General features: G+C 33.9%; 22 protein-coding genes. 14 read left to right on the top strand and 8 right to left on the bottom strand.

Going from position 1 to position 21,031, the window contains the following annotated elements; translation table 11 throughout:
* Positions 1–10 precede the first annotated feature (10 nt).
* Both ACNQGN_RS03865 and ACNQGN_RS03870 read left to right on the top strand, forming a co-directional pair.
* Complete coding sequence (locus tag ACNQGN_RS03865; protein WP_417986537.1) at positions 11–793, top strand: enoyl-CoA hydratase/isomerase family protein; 783 nt, start codon at positions 11–13, stop codon at positions 791–793.
* Between the two features lie 151 nt (positions 794–944).
* Positions 945–1,343 (top strand): hypothetical protein, encoded by a 399-nt coding sequence (locus ACNQGN_RS03870; protein ID WP_417986538.1) that lies wholly within the window; start codon positions 945–947, stop codon positions 1,341–1,343.
* A gap of 67 nt (positions 1,344–1,410) precedes the next feature.
* On the opposite strand, the gene ACNQGN_RS03875 is transcribed toward ACNQGN_RS03870, so the two are convergent.
* The 3 genes from ACNQGN_RS03875 to ACNQGN_RS03885 form a co-directional block, all read right to left on the bottom strand.
* Positions 1,411–2,064 (bottom strand): HD domain-containing protein, encoded by a 654-nt coding sequence (locus tag ACNQGN_RS03875; RefSeq protein ID WP_417986539.1) that lies wholly within the window; start codon positions 2,062–2,064, stop codon positions 1,411–1,413.
* 79 nt (positions 2,065–2,143) lie between these two features.
* The gene (locus ACNQGN_RS03880) at positions 2,144–3,130 is read right to left on the bottom strand and encodes an acyl-ACP desaturase (RefSeq protein ID WP_417986540.1); all 987 of its coding nucleotides are present in this window, start codon (positions 3,128–3,130) and stop codon (positions 2,144–2,146) included.
* Between the two features lie 10 nt (positions 3,131–3,140).
* Complete coding sequence (locus tag ACNQGN_RS03885) at positions 3,141–3,875, bottom strand: lysophospholipid acyltransferase family protein (protein WP_417986541.1); 735 nt, start codon at positions 3,873–3,875, stop codon at positions 3,141–3,143.
* 125 nt (positions 3,876–4,000) lie between these two features.
* On the opposite strand from ACNQGN_RS03885, the gene rnpA reads away from it, so the two are divergent.
* The 3 genes from rnpA (at position 4,001) to ACNQGN_RS03900 (ending at position 6,973) form a co-directional block, all read left to right on the top strand.
* The gene (rnpA, locus tag ACNQGN_RS03890; protein ID WP_417986542.1) at positions 4,001–4,426 is read left to right on the top strand and encodes a ribonuclease P protein component; all 426 of its coding nucleotides are present in this window, start codon (positions 4,001–4,003) and stop codon (positions 4,424–4,426) included.
* A gap of 103 nt (positions 4,427–4,529) precedes the next feature.
* Positions 4,530–6,167, top strand: coding sequence for a S41 family peptidase (locus ACNQGN_RS03895; RefSeq protein WP_417986543.1), 1,638 nt, complete (start codon positions 4,530–4,532; stop codon positions 6,165–6,167).
* Positions 6,167–6,973 (top strand): OmpA family protein, encoded by an 807-nt coding sequence (locus tag ACNQGN_RS03900; RefSeq protein WP_417986544.1) that lies wholly within the window; start codon positions 6,167–6,169, stop codon positions 6,971–6,973. The genes ACNQGN_RS03895 and ACNQGN_RS03900 overlap by 1 nt, the downstream gene beginning before the upstream one ends.
* On the opposite strand, the gene ACNQGN_RS03905 is transcribed toward ACNQGN_RS03900, so the two are convergent.
* The 4 genes from ACNQGN_RS03905 to ACNQGN_RS03920 form a co-directional block, all read right to left on the bottom strand.
* Positions 6,974–7,420, bottom strand: a complete 447-nt coding sequence (locus ACNQGN_RS03905; RefSeq protein WP_417986545.1) for a GNAT family N-acetyltransferase — start codon at positions 7,418–7,420, stop codon at positions 6,974–6,976. It lies immediately after the preceding gene.
* Between the two features lie 23 nt (positions 7,421–7,443).
* Entirely contained in the window at positions 7,444–8,421 is a 978-nt protein-coding gene (locus tag ACNQGN_RS03910; protein WP_417986546.1) for a DUF4837 family protein, read from the bottom strand.
* 48 nt (positions 8,422–8,469) lie between these two features.
* Positions 8,470–10,311, bottom strand: a complete 1,842-nt coding sequence (locus ACNQGN_RS03915; protein WP_417986547.1) for a LysM peptidoglycan-binding domain-containing protein — start codon at positions 10,309–10,311, stop codon at positions 8,470–8,472.
* Positions 10,312–10,622: 311 nt separating this feature from the next.
* The gene (locus ACNQGN_RS03920; RefSeq protein ID WP_417986548.1) at positions 10,623–11,810 is read right to left on the bottom strand and encodes a phosphoglycerate kinase; all 1,188 of its coding nucleotides are present in this window, start codon (positions 11,808–11,810) and stop codon (positions 10,623–10,625) included.
* Between the two features lie 283 nt (positions 11,811–12,093).
* Between ACNQGN_RS03920 and ACNQGN_RS03925 the strand changes: the two genes are divergently transcribed.
* The 7 genes from ACNQGN_RS03925 (at position 12,094) to ACNQGN_RS03955 (ending at position 17,933) form a co-directional block, all read left to right on the top strand.
* Positions 12,094–13,242: a DNA polymerase III subunit gene (locus tag ACNQGN_RS03925; protein WP_417986549.1), complete on the top strand. Its 1,149-nt coding sequence runs from the start codon at positions 12,094–12,096 to the stop codon at positions 13,240–13,242.
* Between the two features lie 4 nt (positions 13,243–13,246).
* Positions 13,247–13,630: a DoxX family membrane protein gene (locus ACNQGN_RS03930; RefSeq protein ID WP_417986550.1), complete on the top strand. Its 384-nt coding sequence runs from the start codon at positions 13,247–13,249 to the stop codon at positions 13,628–13,630.
* A 42-nt stretch (positions 13,631–13,672) separates the two neighbouring features.
* Positions 13,673–14,182 (top strand): acyl-CoA thioesterase, encoded by a 510-nt coding sequence (locus ACNQGN_RS03935; RefSeq protein ID WP_417986551.1) that lies wholly within the window; start codon positions 13,673–13,675, stop codon positions 14,180–14,182.
* A 202-nt stretch (positions 14,183–14,384) separates the two neighbouring features.
* Positions 14,385–15,392 carry a recombinase RecA gene (gene recA / locus ACNQGN_RS03940; RefSeq protein WP_035674074.1) on the top strand — a complete coding sequence of 336 codons (1,008 nt, stop codon included), beginning with the start codon at positions 14,385–14,387 and terminating at the stop codon, positions 15,390–15,392.
* Positions 15,393–15,526: 134 nt separating this feature from the next.
* Positions 15,527–15,940, top strand: a complete 414-nt coding sequence (locus tag ACNQGN_RS03945; RefSeq protein WP_417986552.1) for a hypothetical protein — start codon at positions 15,527–15,529, stop codon at positions 15,938–15,940.
* Positions 15,941–15,957: 17 nt separating this feature from the next.
* Positions 15,958–16,500 carry an RNA polymerase sigma factor gene (locus ACNQGN_RS03950; RefSeq protein WP_417986553.1) on the top strand — a complete coding sequence of 181 codons (543 nt, stop codon included), beginning with the start codon at positions 15,958–15,960 and terminating at the stop codon, positions 16,498–16,500.
* Positions 16,497–17,933 carry a porin family protein gene (locus ACNQGN_RS03955; RefSeq protein WP_417986554.1) on the top strand — a complete coding sequence of 479 codons (1,437 nt, stop codon included), beginning with the start codon at positions 16,497–16,499 and terminating at the stop codon, positions 17,931–17,933. The genes ACNQGN_RS03950 and ACNQGN_RS03955 overlap by 4 nt, the downstream gene beginning before the upstream one ends.
* On the opposite strand, the gene ACNQGN_RS03960 is transcribed toward ACNQGN_RS03955, so the two are convergent.
* Positions 17,896–18,672, bottom strand: a complete 777-nt coding sequence (locus ACNQGN_RS03960; protein WP_417986555.1) for a lysophospholipid acyltransferase family protein — start codon at positions 18,670–18,672, stop codon at positions 17,896–17,898. The genes ACNQGN_RS03955 and ACNQGN_RS03960 overlap by 38 nt on opposite strands.
* Before the next feature lie 139 nt (positions 18,673–18,811).
* Between ACNQGN_RS03960 and trpS the strand changes: the two genes are divergently transcribed.
* Entirely contained in the window at positions 18,812–19,786 is a 975-nt protein-coding gene (gene trpS, locus ACNQGN_RS03965) for a tryptophan--tRNA ligase (protein ID WP_417986556.1), read from the top strand.
* A 271-nt stretch (positions 19,787–20,057) separates the two neighbouring features.
* Complete coding sequence (locus tag ACNQGN_RS03970) at positions 20,058–21,002, top strand: HU domain-containing protein (RefSeq protein WP_417986557.1); 945 nt, start codon at positions 20,058–20,060, stop codon at positions 21,000–21,002.
* Positions 21,003–21,031: the final 29 nt, after the last annotated feature.

Consider the following 21,031-nt stretch of genomic DNA (forward strand, 5'->3'; position numbering starts at 1 on the left):
AATTACAATCATGAATTACGAAAATATTCTAATTACAACCCAGGATAATCTCGCAACGATTACCGTTAATCGCCCTACAAAACTAAATGCTTTGAATAAAGCTACCATTACTGATTTGTATAAAGCATTCAAAACATTAGGAAGAAATAATGAAATTCGGGCTATCATTCTGACCGGAAGTGGTGAAAAAGCTTTTGTGGCAGGAGCTGACATCGCGGAATTTGCTAATTTTTCTATCGAAGAAGGAATGCAGTTAGCTGCTGAAGGACAGGAAAAATTATTTGATTTTATCGAAAATCTTAAAACTCCTGTTATCGCAGCAATCAATGGTTTTGCATTGGGCGGCGGATTAGAATTAGCGATGGCGTGCCATTTCAGAGTTGCTTCTGAAAATGCAAAAATGGGCTTGCCTGAAGTTTCACTTGGACTCATTCCTGGTTACGGAGGAACACAACGTTTACCACAACTAATAGGTAAAGGGCGCGCCATGGAAATGATCCTGACAGCAGGAATGGTAACCGCACAAGATGCTTACAGAACTGGCTTAGTGAATCACGTGGTACCTGAAGCAGAACTTTTAGATTATTGTACCGGTGTGGCAAATAAAATAACAAAAAATTCTCCCTATGCTATTGGTAAAGCTATTAAAGCCGTCAACTCCAATTTCAAAGAAGGTAAAAATGGGTATGAAACCGAAATAAAAGCCTTTGGGAAATGTTTTGGAACCAACGATTTTAAAGAGGGAACAACTGCATTTTTAGAGAAAAGAAAAGCGGTGTTTACAGGAAAATAATACTAAAAGAGAACTGTTTTTTGTTCTCTTTTATACTACTCCAATGTAAAATCATTTGCAATAATCTTTCTTAAAAAAGGGATTGTTTAGTTTACAAAACTTAATTTCGCAGCCGTTGCGCAATATAATCCTAACATCTAAAATTTCATTTATGTCTTACCAACCTGTATTTGCACTTTTTTGGGAAAAGGTGAAAGAAAGTATCCAAAATGGTACTTATGCCAAATTAACACTAGCTAAAACCATTGGAGACACTGAATTGAAAAATATTTATGTGCGTCCTGTCTTATTGGAAAATGATGTTTTCAGTCTTTCCGTTACAGCGCGTTACAAAACCGAAGAAGTAGAAAGTTTCCACACACTAGATGAAGCTTATATTGTATTGGCTCCTTATATGAACAATCCCTTCCTGACCGCTCTTCTGTTTACAACAGAGAATGACATCACATTTAAACTCAATAAAAAAAGAGTAGGAAGTATTATTGAACAGGCACCAACTTTTAAAAACGCTTCAGACGTAATTCTTGAAATGAAAGCAAAGGGAATGTAGTCTTCAGATTTGCAGTTTTCCGGTTACAAAATAACGACCAAAAAACTGCAATCTGAAAATTTTCAGCTTATTTTTCCCCTTCCCATTCCGCATAAAACTGCGAAATAAAACCTTCCATATAGCGATGTCTTTCTTGTGCAATTTGTTTTCCGGTTTCCGTATTCATTTTATCTTTTAAGAGAAACAACTTTTCATAAAAATGATTGATGGTTGGAGAATCACTATTCTTGTATTCTTCCTTTGTCATTTTTGTGTTTGGCGCTATTTTAGGATCATAGAGCGTTCTATTTTTAAATCCTCCATAATTGAATGCTCTAGCAATTCCTATTGCGCCAATAGCGTCTAATCGATCCGCATCCTGAACAATATTTAGTTCTATTGAAGAGAATTTTTTTTCAAAATTACCACCTTTATAAGAGATGTTATCAATGATATTGACAACATGAATGATGACCTCCTGATCAACATTTTCAGATTCTAAGAATTCGCGAGCTATTTTAGGCCCAATAGTTTCATCTCCGTTATGGAATTTACTATCAGCGATATCATGGAGTAAAGCCCCAAGTTTAACAACAGTGGCATCGCAAACTTCATTTTTTGAAATCAGAACAGAATTTCTAAATACTCTTTCTATATGAAACCAGTCGTGTCCGCCTTCGGCGTTTTCTAGTTTTGTCTTTACAAAAAGAATGGTTTTGTTTATTAAATCAGAATCTATCATTGTCATATTTTGTAAAAAAAATGTTGATTTTCAAAGACAAACTTCAAAAATCAACATCTATTATTCTTAAATTAAAAATTTAAAGTCTAGCTGGCTCTACCCACTTGAAAATATGTGACTGCTGTGGAATTACCAATCTCTCCGATATTTTCGCCATTCTTCCTGGTAATTTCATCAAATAATCACGGGCTTTCTCAGCTTCATCGGTTAAATCGGTAATTTTGTCAATTTCCCATTTGTCAATTAGTTTTTGCATGATATCTACATAGTCCGCTGCTGTATAAACACCAATTCTCTGCGCTGAATCCGAAAATTGTTCGAAAGCAGTACTTATTTTTTCACCTGATTCTCTTAGGAAATGCGCTGGCATAACGATCTTCGCTTTCATCATATATTGAAACGCAAGCATCATTTCGCTAGGATCAACCTGAAAAATTCGGTTTACAAACTCGCTATAGGCATGATGATGACGCATCTCGTCACCAGCAATCATTTTGCACATTTTAGACAATTTGTTATCACCATATTTCTTAGCCATTTGTGCTACTCTATTGTGAGAAACATAAGTTGCTAACTCTTGAAAACTGGTATAAACAAAGTTTTTGTACGGATCTCTTCCGGTTCCAATATCAAAACCGTCATTAATAAGGTGTTGCGTTGTCATTTCAATTTCACGCATGTTTACGCGACCTGACAAATACAAATATTTACTCAGTAAATCCCCATGACGATTTTCCTCTCCGGTCCATTGTCTGATCCATTTAGACCAACCGTTTCTCTCCACATTATCAATTCCCTCCACGTCCATTAACCAAGATTCATATGTTGGTAAAGCTTCCTCAGTAATAGTATCACCTACTAAGGTTACCCAGAAATCATATGGTAAATCTTTTGCAATTTCACGCAATTCTTTGACCTCATCAAAAAAAGTATCGCTCTGAGAATTAGGCAAAAAATCTGTTGGTTGCCAAATTTTTTCTACTGGGATTAGATACTGATCGACAAAGCTATCTACGTTTTTTTCTAAAAACTGCATTACTTCTAATCGAATGTTTTTTATTGACATTATATATAAATTAAATTTTTATTCCTTGAACAACTGCTGTTTCTGTTTTTTTCATTAATTCAGCAAAATCATAATCTTTAACCGCTAATGGTTTATGGACTACAAAGGTAAGATGATTTCCTAAACCTAACGGAAAAAATCCGTATTTAACCATTTTCCAAGAATTGTTTATGCTTATTGGAACCACGTATGCCGATGGCGCATATTTACACAAAATTTTCAACCCACTTTGTGCAAACTCTTTTGGTTCACCTGTTTTACTTCTTGTTCCTTCTGGAAAAATAACTGCCGTACGTTTGTATTTTTCAATATATTCCGACAATCCTTTGATGGCTGGAATGGCTTGTTTAGGGTCTTTACGATCAATAAGAACCGAGCCGCCATGGCGTAAATTAAAAGAAACACTTGGAATTCCTTTTCCTAATTCTTTCTTACTGACAAATTTACAATGAAATCGGCGAAAAAACCAAATCATGGCAATAATATCATACATACTCTGATGATTGGAGACAAAAATTAGAGGGACATTTTTAGGAATATGAGCTGTATTTTCAAATTTATAGGTTGTACCTAAAAGATTTGTGCATTTTAACAAGAAAAAATTCAGATAATCAACACTTTTTTTATGAGCCTGATAGCCAAAAACGTGGAAGCAAACCCACTGAATTGGGTGAAAAATAACCAAGGTAAGACCAAAACATAAATAATAAATTATTGATATGGGATACGAAATTAGTTTTTGCATGCTTTAAAAATTTGCCACAAAAGTAAGAAATATATTTTTAGCCCGATTTAAATCGGAAACAATATACAGGCTCAACGTTTAATCGTAACTTTGCAAGTCAAAATCTATGTATTTTTTCTATTAAAATGAACTTCACTTATCCAAAAAACGAAAAGCTAAAAAGTAAAATCACCATTGGATTATTATTTTCTGAAGGGAAATCAATATCCAAGTATCCTTTGCGGTTAGTTTATTACTCCCCTGCTTTGGATAATTCTGAAACATCTCAAGAGAAAATTAAAATGGGAGTTTCGGTTTCTAAAAAATACTTTAAGAAAGCTGTTGACCGCAATTATTTTAAACGGGTGTTGCGCGAAACCTATCGTCTCAACAAACATTTATTGATTGATAATCTCGACCGTCCTCATGCTTTTATGTTTTTTTACCAAAGCAAAGACCGACTGAGCTATGAAGAAATCAATACCAAGACCATTCAACTGTTCGAGAAATTCACAGCTCAAAACAGCAAAAAAACTTTATCAGAAAGCGACTCCAATTTAGAAAATAAATAATTCCAATTTTACTAATTAACGTAAATTAGTATTTGCATTTAGCCCCTATTATTATTGGCGATTTATTCTTAATTTAGTAGTCTCAAATTTAGTCCAAAAAACGATGAACTTCTTTTTCAAAAAAAAATTCATAATCCCTGTAGTCGCTTCGGCATTTCTTTATGTTGGTGCCAGTTTCAAAGATGATTTTTTTGAAATTGCAAAACAAATAGAGATTTTCACTACCCTTTTCAAGGAGTTGAATAAAAATTATGTCGACGAAACAAATCCTGGTGACCTAATGGACAAAGCCATTAAAGGTATGTTAGCGAGTTTAGACCCCTATACTGTTTATTTTAACGAACAGGATGTAGTCAGCTTTAAGATAAACAACACTGGAGAATATACCGGAATTGGTGCTTTACTAACCCGAAAAGACGGTAAATTAATAGTTAAAGAACAGTATAAAAATTTTCCGGCTGATAAAGCGGGGCTAAAAGCCGGTGATGAAATTACGCAAGTTGGAGACATCCCTTTATCTGATTTTAAAGAAGATGCTTCCCCATTGTTTAAAGGAGCAAAAAACACCAAAATTGACATCAAATACATTCGTCAGGGAAAAAACTACACTACCCAGATCGTTCGTGATGAAGTTGAAATAAAGTCGGTTCCTTTTTTTGGCAAAATAGATGCTGAAACTGGTTATATCGTGCTATCGCATTTCAACAATAAAGCTTCTGTGGAAACTAAAATGGCATTAGAGCAGCTGAAAAATGAAGGTGCAAAAAGAATTGTTTTAGATTTGAGAGACAATCCTGGAGGACTTTTGAACGAAGCCGTTAATATTTGCAATCTCTTTGTTGCCAAAAATGAAATCATAGTAACCACAAAATCAAAGACAGAAAAATTCAACAATACTTATAAAACAACTAGAGAACCTATTGACACTGAAATTCCTTTAATCATTATTGTAAACGGAAAAAGCGCCTCGGCTTCAGAAATTGTTTCAGGTGCTTTACAGGATTTAGACCGTGCTGTGGTATTAGGAAGTCGAAGTTTTGGCAAAGGATTAGTGCAAACGCCTGTTAATTTAACCTATGGAACGCAACTCAAGGTGACCATTTCTCGTTATTACACACCATCGGGAAGATGTATTCAAGCCTTGAATTATGCCCATAAGGACAAAAATGGAGTGGCTACAAAAACGGAAGAAAAAAACTATACTGCTTTCAAAACCCGTAAAGGAAGAACGGTTTACGATGGAGGAGGTATCCAACCGGACATTGAACTTGACCAAACAAAATTAAGCCCGATAACAAATGCATTAGTAAAAAACGATGGGATTTTTAATTATGTGACGGACTATTATTATAAAAATCCAAATTTAGGTAATAATATCCCAACAATTTCTGATACCGATTTTTTAGACTTTAAACAGTTTTTAAAAACACAAAAATTCTCTTTCGATACCGAAACGGAGCTGGCATTGAAAAACACTTTAGCTGTTGCCAAAAAAGAAAAAATTGACGAATCCATCATCACAGAATACCAACAACTGCTTGCTGCTCTTCAAAAAAGCGAAGAAACATTACTGGATAAAAATCAAAAAGAAATCAAGAATTTAATTTTAGAAGAAATTATTAAGCGGTATCAATATCAAGAAGGTTTGTATCAATATTACATCAAAAATAATTCTGAAATTAAAAAATCCGTAAGCATTTTGAATAATAATGCCGAATACAAATCTATTTTGAAATTGTAATGCATAAATTATTTAAAATAACACTCTTCTTATTTTTTGGATATCTCTCAGCTCAGGAAAAATCGACACAAACTGTCTATTTTGATTTTGATAAATACAGCCTGTACGATCAACAAATTCAAACCATAATTGATTTTGTAAAAAAATTAGACGCTACAAAGGTTGAGTCTGTCCAAATTTATGGGTATTGTGATGACAGAGGTGATAATGACTATAATTATGAATTATCAAAAAACAGAGTGAAAACGGTTCAAAACATACTTACTTCGAATGGTTTTAGTAAAAATAAAATTGTTCTAATTGAAGGAAAAGGGCGCGTAATTTTGAAAAAAGATACTGAAGAAAACCTAGCTGAAACCCGGTCTAAAAACAGACGCGTCGACTTGCTTATTGTTAGAAAAAATAGTTTCGGAAATGGCATTTACAATTCTTTTCAGGAAAATCACAAAGTTGGCGATCGTGTTTACTTAGAAAACATCCTTTTTGTAATGGGAAGCAGTAAACTTACTGAACAATCCAAACAAGAATTAGACAAAACCATAATGGTATTGCAAAAAAACCAAACATTACAATTTGAAATTAGAGGACACGTATGCTGCACGCCCAATTATTACAATGATGCAATAGATGAATTTACTCATGAAAGAAAACTTTCCCTGAATCGTGCCCGAAATGTTTATAGTTATCTAATGTCAAAAAAAATTAGTCCGCAAAGAATGACTTACAAAGGTTACGGAAATAAATTCCCTTTAAGAAAAGGAGATCCGCTTGACAGAAGAGTCGAATTTCTTATTGTAAAAATATAGCTATACTTTCTGCATCTCGATATGTGGAATGTCGTCTTCTAAATACATTTCGCTAGTTTGAACAAAACCATGACTCTCGTAGAATTTTTTTAGATACAATTGGGCTCCAATGGTGATTTGGCTTTCGCCAAAGTAAAGCTGAATCCCAGTAATAGCTTCTCTCATTAAGTCATGTCCCCATTTTTTATCTCGGTAATTGGCATCGACAACAACACGACCAATAGAAGCATTATCAAAAGTGATTCCAGCCTTAAAAAGTCTGGCATGTGCCACAATTTTACCTTCATATTCTCCAAAGAGATGCAAAGCCACTTTATCCTTTCCGTCAAGATCAAGATAAACACAGTTTTGCTCCACTACAAAGATCTCGCTTCTTAGTTTAAGCAAATCATATAATTCATGAACTGAAAGCGCTTCAAAAGGCTTTATTTTCCATTGTATCGGCATGTATTATTTTTTTTAAGGATGTTTTATCTTTTTACAATTACAACTGATTTAATAATAGATTCCAATTCGTGCATCAAATCTCTTTTTTCCTTTGATGGCGCATAACAGAAACCTTCCAAAACCAAAATTCTATTGTTTGGCTCATCTATAATCGCATAGTTGATGAAAGGACCTGCCATAAAATCATTTTTTAACTCCCAAGTTCCTTTGGTTTCGTATGTTTCTTTCTCATCAAGTTTGATCTTTGAAAGATACGGTGCATAGGCCTCTTCGGTAATCATACTTGTTTTCGGTTCAGTTCCGCTAATATATAAATTACCTATAGAATCTCGCATTTTAATGATATTCGAAATCAGATTAGAATCCTTTTTGATTACGTTTATAGGAACCTGATAAATTAACAGACTTGTATTTCCGCCTATGATTTCCTTCTTTAACCACATGAAATTGCTTTTATGAAGCACATAGGTATAGCCGGAAGGAATCTTTAATAAAATATGAAATTTATTATTAATCAGTTGTGGATTAAGAAGCGATTGGCTATTTACTCTCTGGCTTTCAGCTATTTCCGCCTGCTTGATTAACTGAATCATCTGCGGAGCATTTTCTTCTAAGCATGCTATAATGTCTGCCCCGGTTTTTCCTGAAATATGAAACACATTTTGAGGTGATGCGTACTGATTTTTCTTTATTTCAAATTTATTTTGCTCTTCTCTCTTCACCACAATAATCGCCCTGGTATCCGTCATAAAACCTTCCAGAAGTTTGACCGAATATTGATTAATGGTAAATAGCGGTTCTTCTTGCGGCAATCCGATTACCGGTGATGCAAACTTATTTCGAATACTATCTCCTATCTCGCCATTCCACAATTGATCATCAATGATAACTGAAATCGTATTGATTTTCCCAGTCGTTATTCGATGCAAATTATCATTCTTCTTTGTACAAGAAACAAACAAGAACGAAACAAGAAGCCACAAAAAATGGATTTTATTCATTATAATTTAGTTATGAAATAAAACCCAAATTTATAGAAGTTTATCGTATTATCCGTTTATTTTTAGCTTCATTCCGGGTTTAATATCTTCCCCGCGAATATCGTTCCATTTTTTAATATCTGAAATGGTTACTCCAGGATATTTTTTGGCAATACTGAACAAAGAGTCGCCTTTTTTGACATAATATTCTACACCTGTTGCCAAGTTGGTTTTTTTCTTAAAGGAACTGGCCATCGCTTTATCGGTAATAATGACAACTTCATCCTTGGCAACAATCAAAGTTGAACCTAAAGCTATAGTATAGTTCGATAAATTATTCCATTGTTTCAAATCTGCTAAAGAAGCGCCAAATTTATCGGCAATACTCCCTAGATTGTCCCCTTTTTGAACTACGTATTCTATGTCTTTTCGTTCGGGATTAGAAGCCAATTCATCTTCTTTTTTGATTTTAACTTCAGAAACAGCTACCCTTTGAGTTTCTGCAATTGCTTCTGCAGGAATGCTCTCCGCTTTTGTTTCTTTCTTAACCGTTCTTACAATAGTCTGATCAGTAATGATCTTTAAGCTTTTTCCATACGAAACGGAATTGCTTCTAAGTTTATTCCATATTTTTATATCCGCAACAGCAACGTCATATTTATTGGCAATTTCACTCAGATTATCTCCTCGTTTTACTTTGTAATATTTTGTTTTAGGAATCGTGATCCGTTGCGTAGTATAATTCATTGTATCACGAACAGCAATCGCTTTGGTAACCTGAAATGGTTTTTCACGAAAGTCCAGTTCGTGTTGTGCATATGCATAAATTTTAGCTTCATTTGATACAAAAACAGCTGCTCTTTCTTGGGGTAATCTCAAATAATGATTTTCATTATGATACGCCGGAACTATATTCAATTTATAAGACGGATTCAACATCTGCAATTGCGCCACGGGAACATCAATTAAATCAGATATTTGCTTAAACGACATTTGTTTTTTAATCATTATGGTATCAGTCGCAAAATGTTTTACTGCTGCTCTATTAGGAACAATTCCATGCTCCTTGTGGTATTCATAAATATACATTGTCGCCAGGAAAGCAGGCACATAACCTTGCGTTTCTTTTGGAAGATTTTTTCTAATATTCCAATAATTCTGTTGCCCCCCGGAACGCCTGATTGCCTTAGACACATTCCCTGGGCCTGAATTATAAGAAGCTAAAACCAAATCCCAATCACCAAATATTTTATACATATTGGTCATGTACTGGGTTGCAGCTTCGCTGGCTTTCAAAGGATCGCTTCGTTCATCAACATAGGAGTCAATTTTCAACCCATATTGTTTTCCGGTTTGATACATAAATTGCCAAAGTCCTGTTGCACCCATTTTGGAAACTGCCTTTGGATTTAAAGCGGATTCTACAACTGCTAAATATTTTATTTCTAAAGGGACATTTTGTTTCGCTAGCGCTTCTTCAAAAAGTGGAAAGTAATATTCAGAAATAGCCATTAATCGCTCAAAAGATTTTTTTCTGTTTTTTAGAAATGATTTGATTGTATTTTCCAGACCTTGATTGTACTCAATATTGAAAGGTGATTTGGCGTCCATTGCCGCCAGTCTTTCTTTCAAAAGTTCAGTAGGCAATTCATAATCTACTTTTTCGTCAATATTAATGTTCTTTATATCATCCGTTATGTTGTTGTATAAATCTAAATTTGTCAATTCTTTCATCCACAAACTGTCAACACAAGAGGCTAAATCATCATTTACGAAAGTTTTCTTGATAGAATCTAAATAGGATAATTTTGTTTCTATTTTTAGTATGTCTTTATTTTCAAAAGTTTCCTGCGAAAATAAATGCATTGACAACAATAGGAAAAGCGAAAGGGTGGTATTTTTTATATTCATAATTTTAACGATCAAAGACCTATATTTCAAATGATTACAAAGCTTGTTTTTACAAACTTAACAGGTTAAAACTAAAAATTTCTTTAAATATTGTTAAAAATGCAATTTTCAGTTCATTTATAAAGAATTTTCCGTGATTTCATTGTGAAAATTCCGTTTAGAACACAATTCATCAAATCTTAAAACTAAAAAACCTTAGTGATACAATATGTACCGCTAAGGTTTTGACATAATTTTAATATACTGCCCGTTATCAGTTTGAATACAATTCAAACATAAAAAGGAGCTTTTTTATTTAGCACTACAAAGTATTAGTCCAGAATAGCTGCTATTCCAGGTAAAACTCTACCTTCCAGCATTTCTAACATAGCACCTCCACCAGTGGAGACATAACTCATTTTGTCTTCTAACCCAAATTGTTTTACAGCAGCTACTGAATCTCCTCCTCCTACAAGTGAGAAAGCTCCGTTTGCAGTTGATTCAGCGATGAAGTTTCCAAGAGCAATAGTTCCGTTAGCAAAACTTTCCATTTCAAAAACTCCTAATGGACCATTCCAAAGTATTGTCTTAGAATCCATAATTACTTTTTTGAAGTTTTCCAATGATTTTGGCCCTGCGTCAAGACCTTGCCATCCATCAGGAATTTCCTTAACGTCTACTATTTGAGTAGCTGCGGTATTTGAAAAATCATCTGCCGCAATAACATCAACCGGAATATGAATTTGAACTCCTTTTTCTTTTGCCAATCTCAAAATTTCCAATGCCAATTCTTGTTTGTCATCTTCACAAATTGAATTTCCAATTTTTCCTCCTAATGCTTTTACAAAAGTAAATGTCATTCCGCCACCAATAATCATGTGGTCGACTTTATCCAAAATATTCTCGATAACCGTAATTTTTGAAGAAACTTTAGAACCTCCAAGAACTGCTGTTACTGGTTTTTCACTATTTTTCAAAACTTTATTTAAGCTTTCGATCTCTTTAGCCAATAATAATCCGAAACATTTTTCGGTTGGAAAAAATTGCGCGATAATTGTAGTCGAAGCGTGTGCTCTGTGTGCTGTTCCAAAAGCATCGTTAACATAAATATCTCCCAGTGAGGCTAATTCTTTTGCAAAAGCAACATCTCCAGCTTCTTCTTCACTGTGAAAACGTAGATTCTCTAATAATAAAACTTCTCCTGCCTTTAATTTATCCGACGCACTTTTAGCTTCAGCTCCAACACAGTCTGATGCAAACTGAACTGGTACTCCAAGTACTTTTGAAGTTGTTTCTAAGATGTGTTTCAATGAATATTTTTCTTCAACACCAGTTGGTCTGCCTAAATGTGACATCAAAATTACACTTCCGCCTTGAGCAAGAATTGCATCAATTGTCGGTTTTGCAGCTTCGATACGAGTAGCATCTGTTACGTTGAAATTTTCGTCTAAAGGCACATTAAAATCAACACGTATTATTGCCTTTTTATTTTTAAAATCAAAGTCATTTAAAGTTTTCATTAGGTATGTTTTTTAGTTTATTTTTTTTGAAAGAATAACAAATATAGAACTTTTAAATTATTAATAAATTAGCAAAAACAACATAAAATAAATTTTAAGCAACGAAATCGATGTAAATTAATAAATAATGCGTTTTTTTAATACTTTAAATGTTTTTAATTCCAAAAAAGTTAAATTAAATTTTGAAAATATAGTCGGTATTTACATCATTTTGAAACTTGCTTTTACTGAAACTTTGTATCCGAAAATTTTAGACTAAACCATTTTCTTCTATCTTTGCTTTATGCAATTTTCAGAAATTTTAGGACAAGAACACATTAAAAGTCATTTGACAAAAAGTGCTGATTTGGGTAGAATTCCTCATGCGCAATTGTTCGTTGGTCCTGAAGGGAGTGGCACTTTGCCTATGGCAATTGCTTACGCCCAATACATTATCTGCAGTAATCAAAACTCAGAAAATTCTGGCTCAAACCAAGCCTGCAACATCAAATTCCAAAAAACTTCACATCCCGATCTGCATTTTATTTACCCAACTGTAAGTACCGAAGATGTAAAAACGAAACCTAAAAGCATTGATTTTATTACGGAATGGAGAGAATTTTTAAATCAAAACCCGTATGGAAGTTTGTTTGATTGGTATCAAACTCTTGGTGTTAAAAACAAGCAAGGAGAAATTAGGGTTGACGATGCCCAGGAAATTCTAAAATCTTTAGCGCTAAAATCGTACGAAGGCGGATACAAAATAATGATTATTTGGATGGCTGATAAATTGAATATTGCCGCTTCCAATAAATTATTAAAATTACTTGAAGAGCCGACCGACAGAACCGTTTTTATATTGATTTCAGAAAATGAAGAAGATATAATCCAAACCATTCGTTCCCGATGCCAGGTCTTGCACTTTAATGGTTTAAGTGAAAAAGTTATCGCCGCGGCCTTAGCTTCAATAGAAAATATAGAATCTAAAACAGCGGTTAAAATAGCGCATCAGGCACAAGGAAACTATAACAAAGCACTACAATTATTGCAACCGGACAGCGAGTCCGTTTTTTTCGAAAAATGGTTTGTCGAATGGGTTCGTGCCGCTTTTAGAGCTAAAGGAAATGCAGCTGCCATCCAGGATTTGATTCAATGGAGCGAACAAATTGCAGGTTTAGGAAGAGAAACCCAAAAGAAATTTTTACACTTTTGTATTGATATGTTCCGTCAGGCACTGCTATTGAATTATCAGACGGGAAGTCTTGTTTATATAGAACCACAAGTGGAGAAATTCAAATTAGAAAACTTTGCGCCTTTCGTAAACGGAAACAATATAAATGATATTTTTAAAGAACTTTCGGATGCGATGTATCATATTGAACGCAACGGAAATGCGAAAATTATTTTAACCGATCTATCTATAAAACTCACTCGTTTAATTCACAAAAAATAAAAACATGAATAACATTACTTCTATTTTAATTTTAATTTTTCTAGCCATTACTTTTCTACAATCCGGTTACGACAAACTGTTTTACTGGAAAGATAATGTCGACTGGTTAAAAGGTCATTTTGCTAAAACACAATTAAAAAACCAAGTACCTTTAGCCTTACTGAATATTTTGATTTTAGAATTAATCTCTGGTATTTTATGTGTTGTCGGCTGCATTGAATTATTCGTAAACAATGGACGAATATTTGGCTTTTACGGCGCAGTTTTCTCCTGTATCACTTTGTTAATGTTGCTTTTTGGCCAACGACTGGCCAAAGATTATGATGGCGCCAGAACAATTGTCATCTATTTTATACCCGCTATATTAGCTGTTTATTGGTTAAACTAGAATACAGAAAAGACTATTAAATAATTCCCTTTATATAAAAATATGACTCCAAAACATCCTTCAGAATCCCTAACGATATTAACCGATCTGGTTTTACCAAGTGAGACCAATCCTTTGAATAATCTTTTTGGCGGCGAATTGTTGGCCCGTATGGATCGTGCCGCAAGTATTGCAGCGCGAAGACATTCCCGAAGAATTGTAGTTACGGCTTCAGTAAATCATGTAGCGTTTAACAGGGCCATTCCACTGGGAAGTGTTGTTACTGTTGAAGCTAAAGTCTCCAGATCTTTTAAAAGTTCAATGGAAATTTTTATTGATATCTGGGTAGAGGACAGAGAATCCGGCAACAAAACAAAAGCCAATGAAGCGATTTACACTTTTGTAGCGGTTGACGACACAGGAAGACCCGTTGAAGTACCACAAATAGTTCCGGAAACAGAATTGGAAAAACAACGCTTTGATGCAGCTTTAAGACGCAAACAGTTGAGTTTAGTTTTAGCAGGAAAAATGAATCCTCATGATGCAACTGAATTAAAAGCCCTGTTCACGTAACAAGTATAATTAACTTGTTTTGTTTTATTAAAATTTAGATTTAAAATATTCTTGAAAGAGAAAATTTACATTAAAAAAAGAAGTATTTTTACGAACATAAATGTTCTTACATAAACGGAATTTTCAGGATAATTATGCATTCTGTCAGTTTCTTACAGTTATAAAATAATACAAATAGATGAAAGAAAAGGTAAAAGAGAAGATGAGTACAGAGAAAGAATCCAAATTAAAAGCGCTACAACTTACGCTTGACAAATTAGACAAAACTTACGGAAAAGGAACCGTAATGAAAATGGGAGATAAAGCCATTGAGGAAGTAGAAACTATTTCATCAGGGTCTTTAGGAATTGATTTAGCATTAGGTGTTGGAGGTTATCCAAGAGGAAGAATTATTGAAATATACGGTCCAGAATCATCTGGAAAAACAACTTTGACGCTTCATGCAATTGCTGAGGCGCAAAAAGCGGGTGGAATTGCTGCTTTTATTGATGCAGAACATGCATTCGATAGAAACTATGCAGAGAAATTAGGTGTAGATATCGAAAATCTAATTATATCTCAACCTGATAATGGGGAACAAGCATTGGAAATTGCTGAAAACTTGATTCGTTCGGGTGCCATTGATATTGTTGTGATTGACTCCGTTGCCGCTTTGACTCCAAAAAGTGAAATCGAAGGTGAAATGGGAGATTCCAAAATGGGTCTTCATGCACGTTTAATGTCTCAAGCCTTACGTAAATTAACAGGAACGATCAGCAAAACGCATTGTACCGTTTTCTTTATTAACCAGTTAAGAGAGAAAATTGGAGTAATGTTCGGTAATCCAGAAACAACAACTGGTGGAAATGCATTGAAGTTTTACGCATCGGTTCGTTTAGACATCCGTCGTTCTACTCAAATAAAAGATGGTGATAATGTACTTGGAAACAGAACCAAAGTAAAAGTAGTCAAAAACAAAGTGGCTCCACCATTTAAAATTGCTGAATTTGACATCATGTATGGTGAAGGAATTTCAAAAACAGGAGAAATTTTGGATCTTGCAGTAGAATTTGAAATCATCAAAAAAGCAGGATCCTGGTTCAGCTATGGCGAAACCAAATTAGGACAAGGTCGTGATGCTGTTAAGTCTTTAATAAAAGACAATCCTGAATTAGCGGATGAACTTGAAGAAAAAATAAAAGCCAGAATAAAAGAATTAGCAGAAGCATAAAAATTAAAACCCGAAAAATTTTCGGGTTTTTTCATTTTCACACGCAACCTTTTTTAAAAATTTTTATCTTTTAAAGAAACAGCCTCTACCTCATATGAAGAAGCTGGATATTATAAATTTAAAAAATGAAAAAAATGAAAAAATTTGCCCTGTTTATTCTGTTAATTACAACCCTGACAGGATGTACACTTGACAATGATAATCAAGATTCTTATAGCTATGAAGTACTTCCAATAGATAGTTATACCTTACCCGAAAAATTTGTATTGGGAAACACATATGAGATAAAATTAAAATACACAAAACCTTCTGAATGTCATTATTTTCAAGGAATTTACTATAGTAAGGAGTTAAATATAAGAACTATTGCCATTCAGACGGCAATAAATGATAACGCTGTTTGCACGCAATCAATCCCAACACCCTCGGAGGTTTCTTTTAATTTTTATGCAACCAATACAGGCTCTTATATTTTCAAATTTTATAAAGGAAAAGACGCCGCTGGTGTAGAACTTTTTGAAGAAGTAGAAGTTCCAGTAATCAACTAACAAATAGAATAAATTCTGTGGGATTAGATCAAATAATTAATGACTGTAAAAAAAATTACCCCAAGGCTCAAGAACAATTGTACCAATTGTTCTCTAAAAAGTTTTTTGGGATATGCTTAAAGTATTCCAGTAATTATGCTGATGCCCAAGACAATTTACAAGATGGATTTTTAATTATTTTCAGAAAAATAGAACAGTTTAGCGGTAAAGGCTCTTTTGAAGGCTGGGCTAAAAGGATAATGATAAATAATGCTCTTCAAAAATACAGAGGAGTTCGATACATGGAAGTTATCAATGAAAATATTCCCGATGAAGATGTCGAAATTGACGACGACAATATTCCAATTGAATATTTAATGCAAATTATTCAAGAATTACCCGATCAGTATAGATTAGTGTTCAGTCTTTATGTCCTTGATGATTATTCCCACAAAGAGGTCGCGGAAATGCTTAAAATAACAACAGGGACAACAAAGTCGAATCTTGCCAGAGCAAGGTTTATTTTAAAAGAGAAAATTGAAGCTTACACAAGAATTGAAATAAAGTCATTGGCAAAATGAACGATAAAAAAAATATAGACCGATTGTTTCAAGAAAGATTCAAAGATTTTGAAGCAGAACCAAATAATCAGGTTTGGTTAAACATAGAAGCAGCTATAAAGGAAAAAGAAAAAGAACGAAAAATAATTCCGTTTTGGATGAAGTTTTCAGGAATTGCTGCTGCTTTTATTTTAGGTTTATTTGCATTGAACACGATTTTAAAAACGAATCCTGAAATTGAAAACAACATTGTTTTAGATACAAAAGTTTTAATAAAACCTACTAAAAACTGGGATTCCATTCCAAACAAATCGGAAAATGACATAGACCCTTATACTATAAAAAATAGCCAACAAGTAGTAATAACTAACCCTAAAATCGTTATAAATCATGAAAAAGAAATTACAACTATTGCTCCATCAAAAGCCGTTGATGACAAAAAAAAGAATCAGAATAATACTGACCTTCATTTCTCAAAAAATCATTCACCGATAAAACAAACGAACAGTGGTAAAGGCGTTACTAATTACAACTCATTGATTTCAGATAAAAACGGCCCGAAAAACACAAACAGCTCTGAGCATATTGAAAATCAAACTTTGGAAAAAAAGGTGTTCCAAGAGAAAAACGATTCTAAAATTGCGGTAATAGAATCCAAGAAACAACCATCAATGATTCCAGAATCCCCAAACGAATTAGAGGAAATTCTGAAAAAGAAAGAAGAAAAACAAACCGTAGTTCTTTCCAACAAAAACAAATGGCAAATTGTTCCTAACGTAGCCGCAGTATATCTAAATTCAAATTCAGGCGGTTCTGCCATAGATCCTCAATTCTCAGAAAATCAAAAAACGGCCGATAACAGCCTTAGTTTTGGTGTTGGGGTAAATTATGCGGTTTCCAAAAAAATTGCCTTACGAACCGGAATTAACAAGCTTACGCTGGGATATAACACTAATGACGTTGTTTTTTCCGCAGGTTTATCAAACAATAACCTGGCAAATATTAATTATAGTTCTAATGCATTAATTGAAATCAAAAACGAAGCCGCTCTTAATATATTAATAACTTTTGAAAAAGACCTGCAAAAAACAAATACAGGTGCATTAAACCAGAAAATGGGCTATTATGAAGTGCCGTTAGAACTTTCCTATGCTCTTTTAAACAAGAAATTTGGCATTAACGTTATTGGAGGAATAAGTACATTATTTCTAAATCAAAACAAAATATCTTTAGTTTCCGCAGACACTAATGTGAAATTAGGAGAAGCAAAAAACTTAAACCAAATCCATTTTAGTACCAATGTCGGGTTAGGATTTAAATATCAATTAGTAAAATCGTTTCAGATAAATTTTGAACCTATGGTTAAGTATCAATTGAATACCTACTCAAAAGACTCTGGAAACTTTAAGCCTGTTTTTATTGGATTGTACTCTGGTATAAGTTATAATTTTTAGTATTATCAAATACTATTAATTGACTATAAATTATTTCCCGCACTTCTTCCCGAATTTCTTTTCGGTCCACTCCCTTTTTACCTAAAGTTTCCACGTGGGAATGTATTTTAACACGCATAAGTCCGGGACTCCCACTAAAAAAAGTATAGCTGAATCTTTTTTTATTGTCCGCAAAAGTAATAGGAACTATCGGTATCTGATGATCAATTGCCAATCGAAAAGCACCATCTTTAAATGTATCCAAAATAACAGATTCATTATCCGGAACTCCGCCTTCGGGAAAAATACAAATACTTAATCCTTGATTTATCCTTTCTTGTGCCCTATTAAAAACTTCCATTCTGCTTTTAGAACAACTTCTATCAACCAAAATACAGGTTCTTTTATAGAAAAATCCAAATAAAGGAATTTTTGATAATTCTTTTTTACCTACGAAAACAAAAGGATTTTTAATTGTAGCGAGCATCAGCATAATATCTACCATAGAAGTATGATTGGCAACAATCATATAACTACTATCCTGTTTCAGTCCTTGATTCTTGTCTATTTTATAATAAAAACCCATTCCGAAAAGAATGAATTTTGCCCAAATACGGGCCATCTTAAAAAAATAAGGGTAACCGCTTTCGGTCAAGATCGACAACACCAAAAAAGGAAACATGACAAGTATAGGAATAGCCATTAAAATGTAAAACCATATACGCCAAAGTGTCCAAAAAATAATTTTCAATCCTCTCATAAGGTCAAAAATAAGGAATCATATGTTAATATTATTAAAAGAATTAAATTCGAAAATTATTTACTACTATAAAAACTAAAGAAACCTTGCGAACTTTACGAAAATCTTTGCGAACTTTGCGATCAAGAAAAAAATCATAATGGCTAAAATACTTACAGGCGTTCAAAGTACAGGAACTCCTCATTTAGGAAACTTACTTGGCGCAATCATTCCCGCAATAGCATTATCCAATAATCCGGAAAACGAATCCTTCCTTTTTATAGCCGATCTACACTCGATTACGCAAATAAAAAATGGGCAAACCCTGCGAACAAACACCTATAGCACTGCTGCAGCTTGGCTTGCCTGTGGTTTGAATGTAGATAAAGTTGTTTTTTACAGACAATCGGATGTTCCACAAACTGCGGAACTATCGTGGTATTTGAGTTGTTTTTTTCCTTTTCAACGCTTAACATTAGCCCATTCCTTCAAAGACAAAGCAGACCGACTTGAAGATGTCAATGCCGGTTTATTTTCCTATCCAATGTTGATGGCTGCCGATATTTTATTATATGATGCTCAGCTTGTTCCGGTAGGGAAAGACCAATTGCAGCATCTTGAGATTACACGTGATGTAGCATCCCGTTTCAACCACCAAATGGGTGAAACTTTTGTGATTCCCGAAGCAAAAATTCAGGAAGACAGCATGTTGATTCCCGGTACCAATGGCGGAAAAATGAGTAAATCTGCCAATAATATTATCAACATCTTTCTGGATGATAAAGCGTTGCGAAAACAAGTAATGAGTATTGAAACAGACAGTACACCACTCGAAGACCCCAAAAACCCTGATACTTGTAATGCTTTTGCCATATATAAATTATTAGCAGATAAAGAACAGATAGCTCTAATGACGGCCAATTATTTAGGTGGAAACTATGGTTACGGTCACGCCAAACAAGCCTTATTTGAATTAATAACGCAGACATTCAAAACCGAAAGAGAAAAATACAATTACTACATGAACAACCTTCCTGAAGTAGATGCCTTACTCAAAAAAGGAGCTGAAAAAGCAGCAGTTGTTGCGAATTCCGTTTTGGGAAGAGTTCGGGAAAAATTAGGGTTCGAGTCTTAAAAAGCAATCACATACCTATCAGGTTTCGAAAGCCTGACAGGTTTTATTGATGGCGTTGAAGACTTTGTTGGCCCTTTCATCACCATGTGATTCGCATTTCTCACTACTATCGTCATCACTATTCTACTCTTAGCAATGCCAAAAAATAAAATAAATCCTGCTCTTTCATGCTAATTATTTGAGCGTGAAATGCATAAATTTTTATTAGGATTGTTAATAAAAATTGTGAATAAAATTTTGATAAGTATTTTCGTTGTATAACTTTGTAAGTATGAAAATCGAACTATACATCGCGCAGCTTTTATACCGTTATCAATGTGTTACCGTTCCGGGTTTCGGAGCTTTTTTGACCGAAATTCAATCGGCTCAGTTAAACGAAAGCTCAAATTCATTTTCTCCTCCAAAAAAAATGATTTCCTTTAATCCTCATCTTAAAAACAATGATGGTTTATTGGCCAATCATATTGCATTAGCTGAAAAAACATCTTATGAATATGCCGTTAGTGCTATTCAATACGAAGTTTTTAATTGGAAAAAAGCATTGCAGGAAAATGGCCTTTTTGCGCTAAAAAACGTAGGTGACCTGTGTTTAAATGCCGATAACAATTTGGTTTTCACTCCATATGATCAAACAAATTATTTGTCTAGTTCGTTTGGCCTAAGTGCGTTTGTTTCTCCTCTTGTAAAAAGAGAAATCTTCGAAAAAGAATTAGAAGCAATGCCCGAAAAAATGCCAATAACTTTAATTCCGGAAACAAGAGCAGCGAATCCGTATTTAAAATACGCGGCTATTTTTGTATTGGGATTGGGTCTTGCAGGCAGTGTTGGCTATCCGATGTATCAAAATCAAATTGCCTCAGAAACTATTCTTGTTGAAACTGCCGTTCAAAAACAAGTTCAAAATAAAATTCAGCAAGCTACTTTCTTCATCGAAAGCCCAGTTCCATCTGTTACACTATCCGTGAAATCAACTAAGGATGCAAAAATGCCATATCACATTATGGCAGGAGTGTATAGAGAAGAAAAAAATGCAAATAAAACTTTGAGAATTTTAACCCGATTGGGATACCAGGCAAAACGTATCGCACCTAATAAAAATGGTTTATTTCCCGTTTTATACGGTAGCTACACCACATTTGCAGAAGCAGAAAAAGCTAAAAAAGAAATTCAAGAAAAACACAATCCAGAGGCTTGGATACTAATTGAATCACTATAAAAAAAAACGGTCCGAAAAATTACTTTTCG

It is taken from the genome of Flavobacterium rhamnosi (genome assembly GCF_048286515.1).
Taxonomy (GTDB): domain Bacteria; phylum Bacteroidota; class Bacteroidia; order Flavobacteriales; family Flavobacteriaceae; genus Flavobacterium.

Bases quoted from the DNA above. Each gene is read 5' to 3' on its own strand.
- ACNQGN_RS03865 (WP_417986537.1), top strand. From the start codon at position 11: ATGAATTACGAAAATATTCTAATTACAACCCAGGATAATCTCGCAACG.
- ACNQGN_RS03870 (WP_417986538.1), top strand. From the start codon at position 945: ATGTCTTACCAACCTGTATTTGCACTTTTTTGGGAAAAGGTGAAAGAA.
- ACNQGN_RS03875 (WP_417986539.1), bottom strand. From the start codon at position 2,064: ATGATAGATTCTGATTTAATAAACAAAACCATTCTTTTTGTAAAGACA.
- ACNQGN_RS03880 (WP_417986540.1), bottom strand. From the start codon at position 3,130: ATGTCAATAAAAAACATTCGATTAGAAGTAATGCAGTTTTTAGAAAAA.
- ACNQGN_RS03885 (WP_417986541.1), bottom strand. From the start codon at position 3,875: ATGCAAAAACTAATTTCGTATCCCATATCAATAATTTATTATTTATGT.
- rnpA (WP_417986542.1), top strand. From the start codon at position 4,001: ATGAACTTCACTTATCCAAAAAACGAAAAGCTAAAAAGTAAAATCACC.
- ACNQGN_RS03895 (WP_417986543.1), top strand. From the start codon at position 4,530: ATGAACTTCTTTTTCAAAAAAAAATTCATAATCCCTGTAGTCGCTTCG.
- ACNQGN_RS03900 (WP_417986544.1), top strand. From the start codon at position 6,167: ATGCATAAATTATTTAAAATAACACTCTTCTTATTTTTTGGATATCTC.
- ACNQGN_RS03905 (WP_417986545.1), bottom strand. From the start codon at position 7,420: ATGCCGATACAATGGAAAATAAAGCCTTTTGAAGCGCTTTCAGTTCAT.
- ACNQGN_RS03910 (WP_417986546.1), bottom strand. From the start codon at position 8,421: ATGAATAAAATCCATTTTTTGTGGCTTCTTGTTTCGTTCTTGTTTGTT.
- ACNQGN_RS03915 (WP_417986547.1), bottom strand. From the start codon at position 10,311: ATGAATATAAAAAATACCACCCTTTCGCTTTTCCTATTGTTGTCAATG.
- ACNQGN_RS03920 (WP_417986548.1), bottom strand. From the start codon at position 11,810: ATGAAAACTTTAAATGACTTTGATTTTAAAAATAAAAAGGCAATAATA.
- ACNQGN_RS03925 (WP_417986549.1), top strand. From the start codon at position 12,094: ATGCAATTTTCAGAAATTTTAGGACAAGAACACATTAAAAGTCATTTG.
- ACNQGN_RS03930 (WP_417986550.1), top strand. From the start codon at position 13,247: ATGAATAACATTACTTCTATTTTAATTTTAATTTTTCTAGCCATTACT.
- ACNQGN_RS03935 (WP_417986551.1), top strand. From the start codon at position 13,673: ATGACTCCAAAACATCCTTCAGAATCCCTAACGATATTAACCGATCTG.
- recA (WP_035674074.1), top strand. From the start codon at position 14,385: ATGAGTACAGAGAAAGAATCCAAATTAAAAGCGCTACAACTTACGCTT.
- ACNQGN_RS03945 (WP_417986552.1), top strand. From the start codon at position 15,527: ATGAAAAAATTTGCCCTGTTTATTCTGTTAATTACAACCCTGACAGGA.
- ACNQGN_RS03955 (WP_417986554.1), top strand. From the start codon at position 16,497: ATGAACGATAAAAAAAATATAGACCGATTGTTTCAAGAAAGATTCAAA.
- ACNQGN_RS03960 (WP_417986555.1), bottom strand. From the start codon at position 18,672: ATGAGAGGATTGAAAATTATTTTTTGGACACTTTGGCGTATATGGTTT.
- trpS (WP_417986556.1), top strand. From the start codon at position 18,812: ATGGCTAAAATACTTACAGGCGTTCAAAGTACAGGAACTCCTCATTTA.
- ACNQGN_RS03970 (WP_417986557.1), top strand. From the start codon at position 20,058: ATGAAAATCGAACTATACATCGCGCAGCTTTTATACCGTTATCAATGT.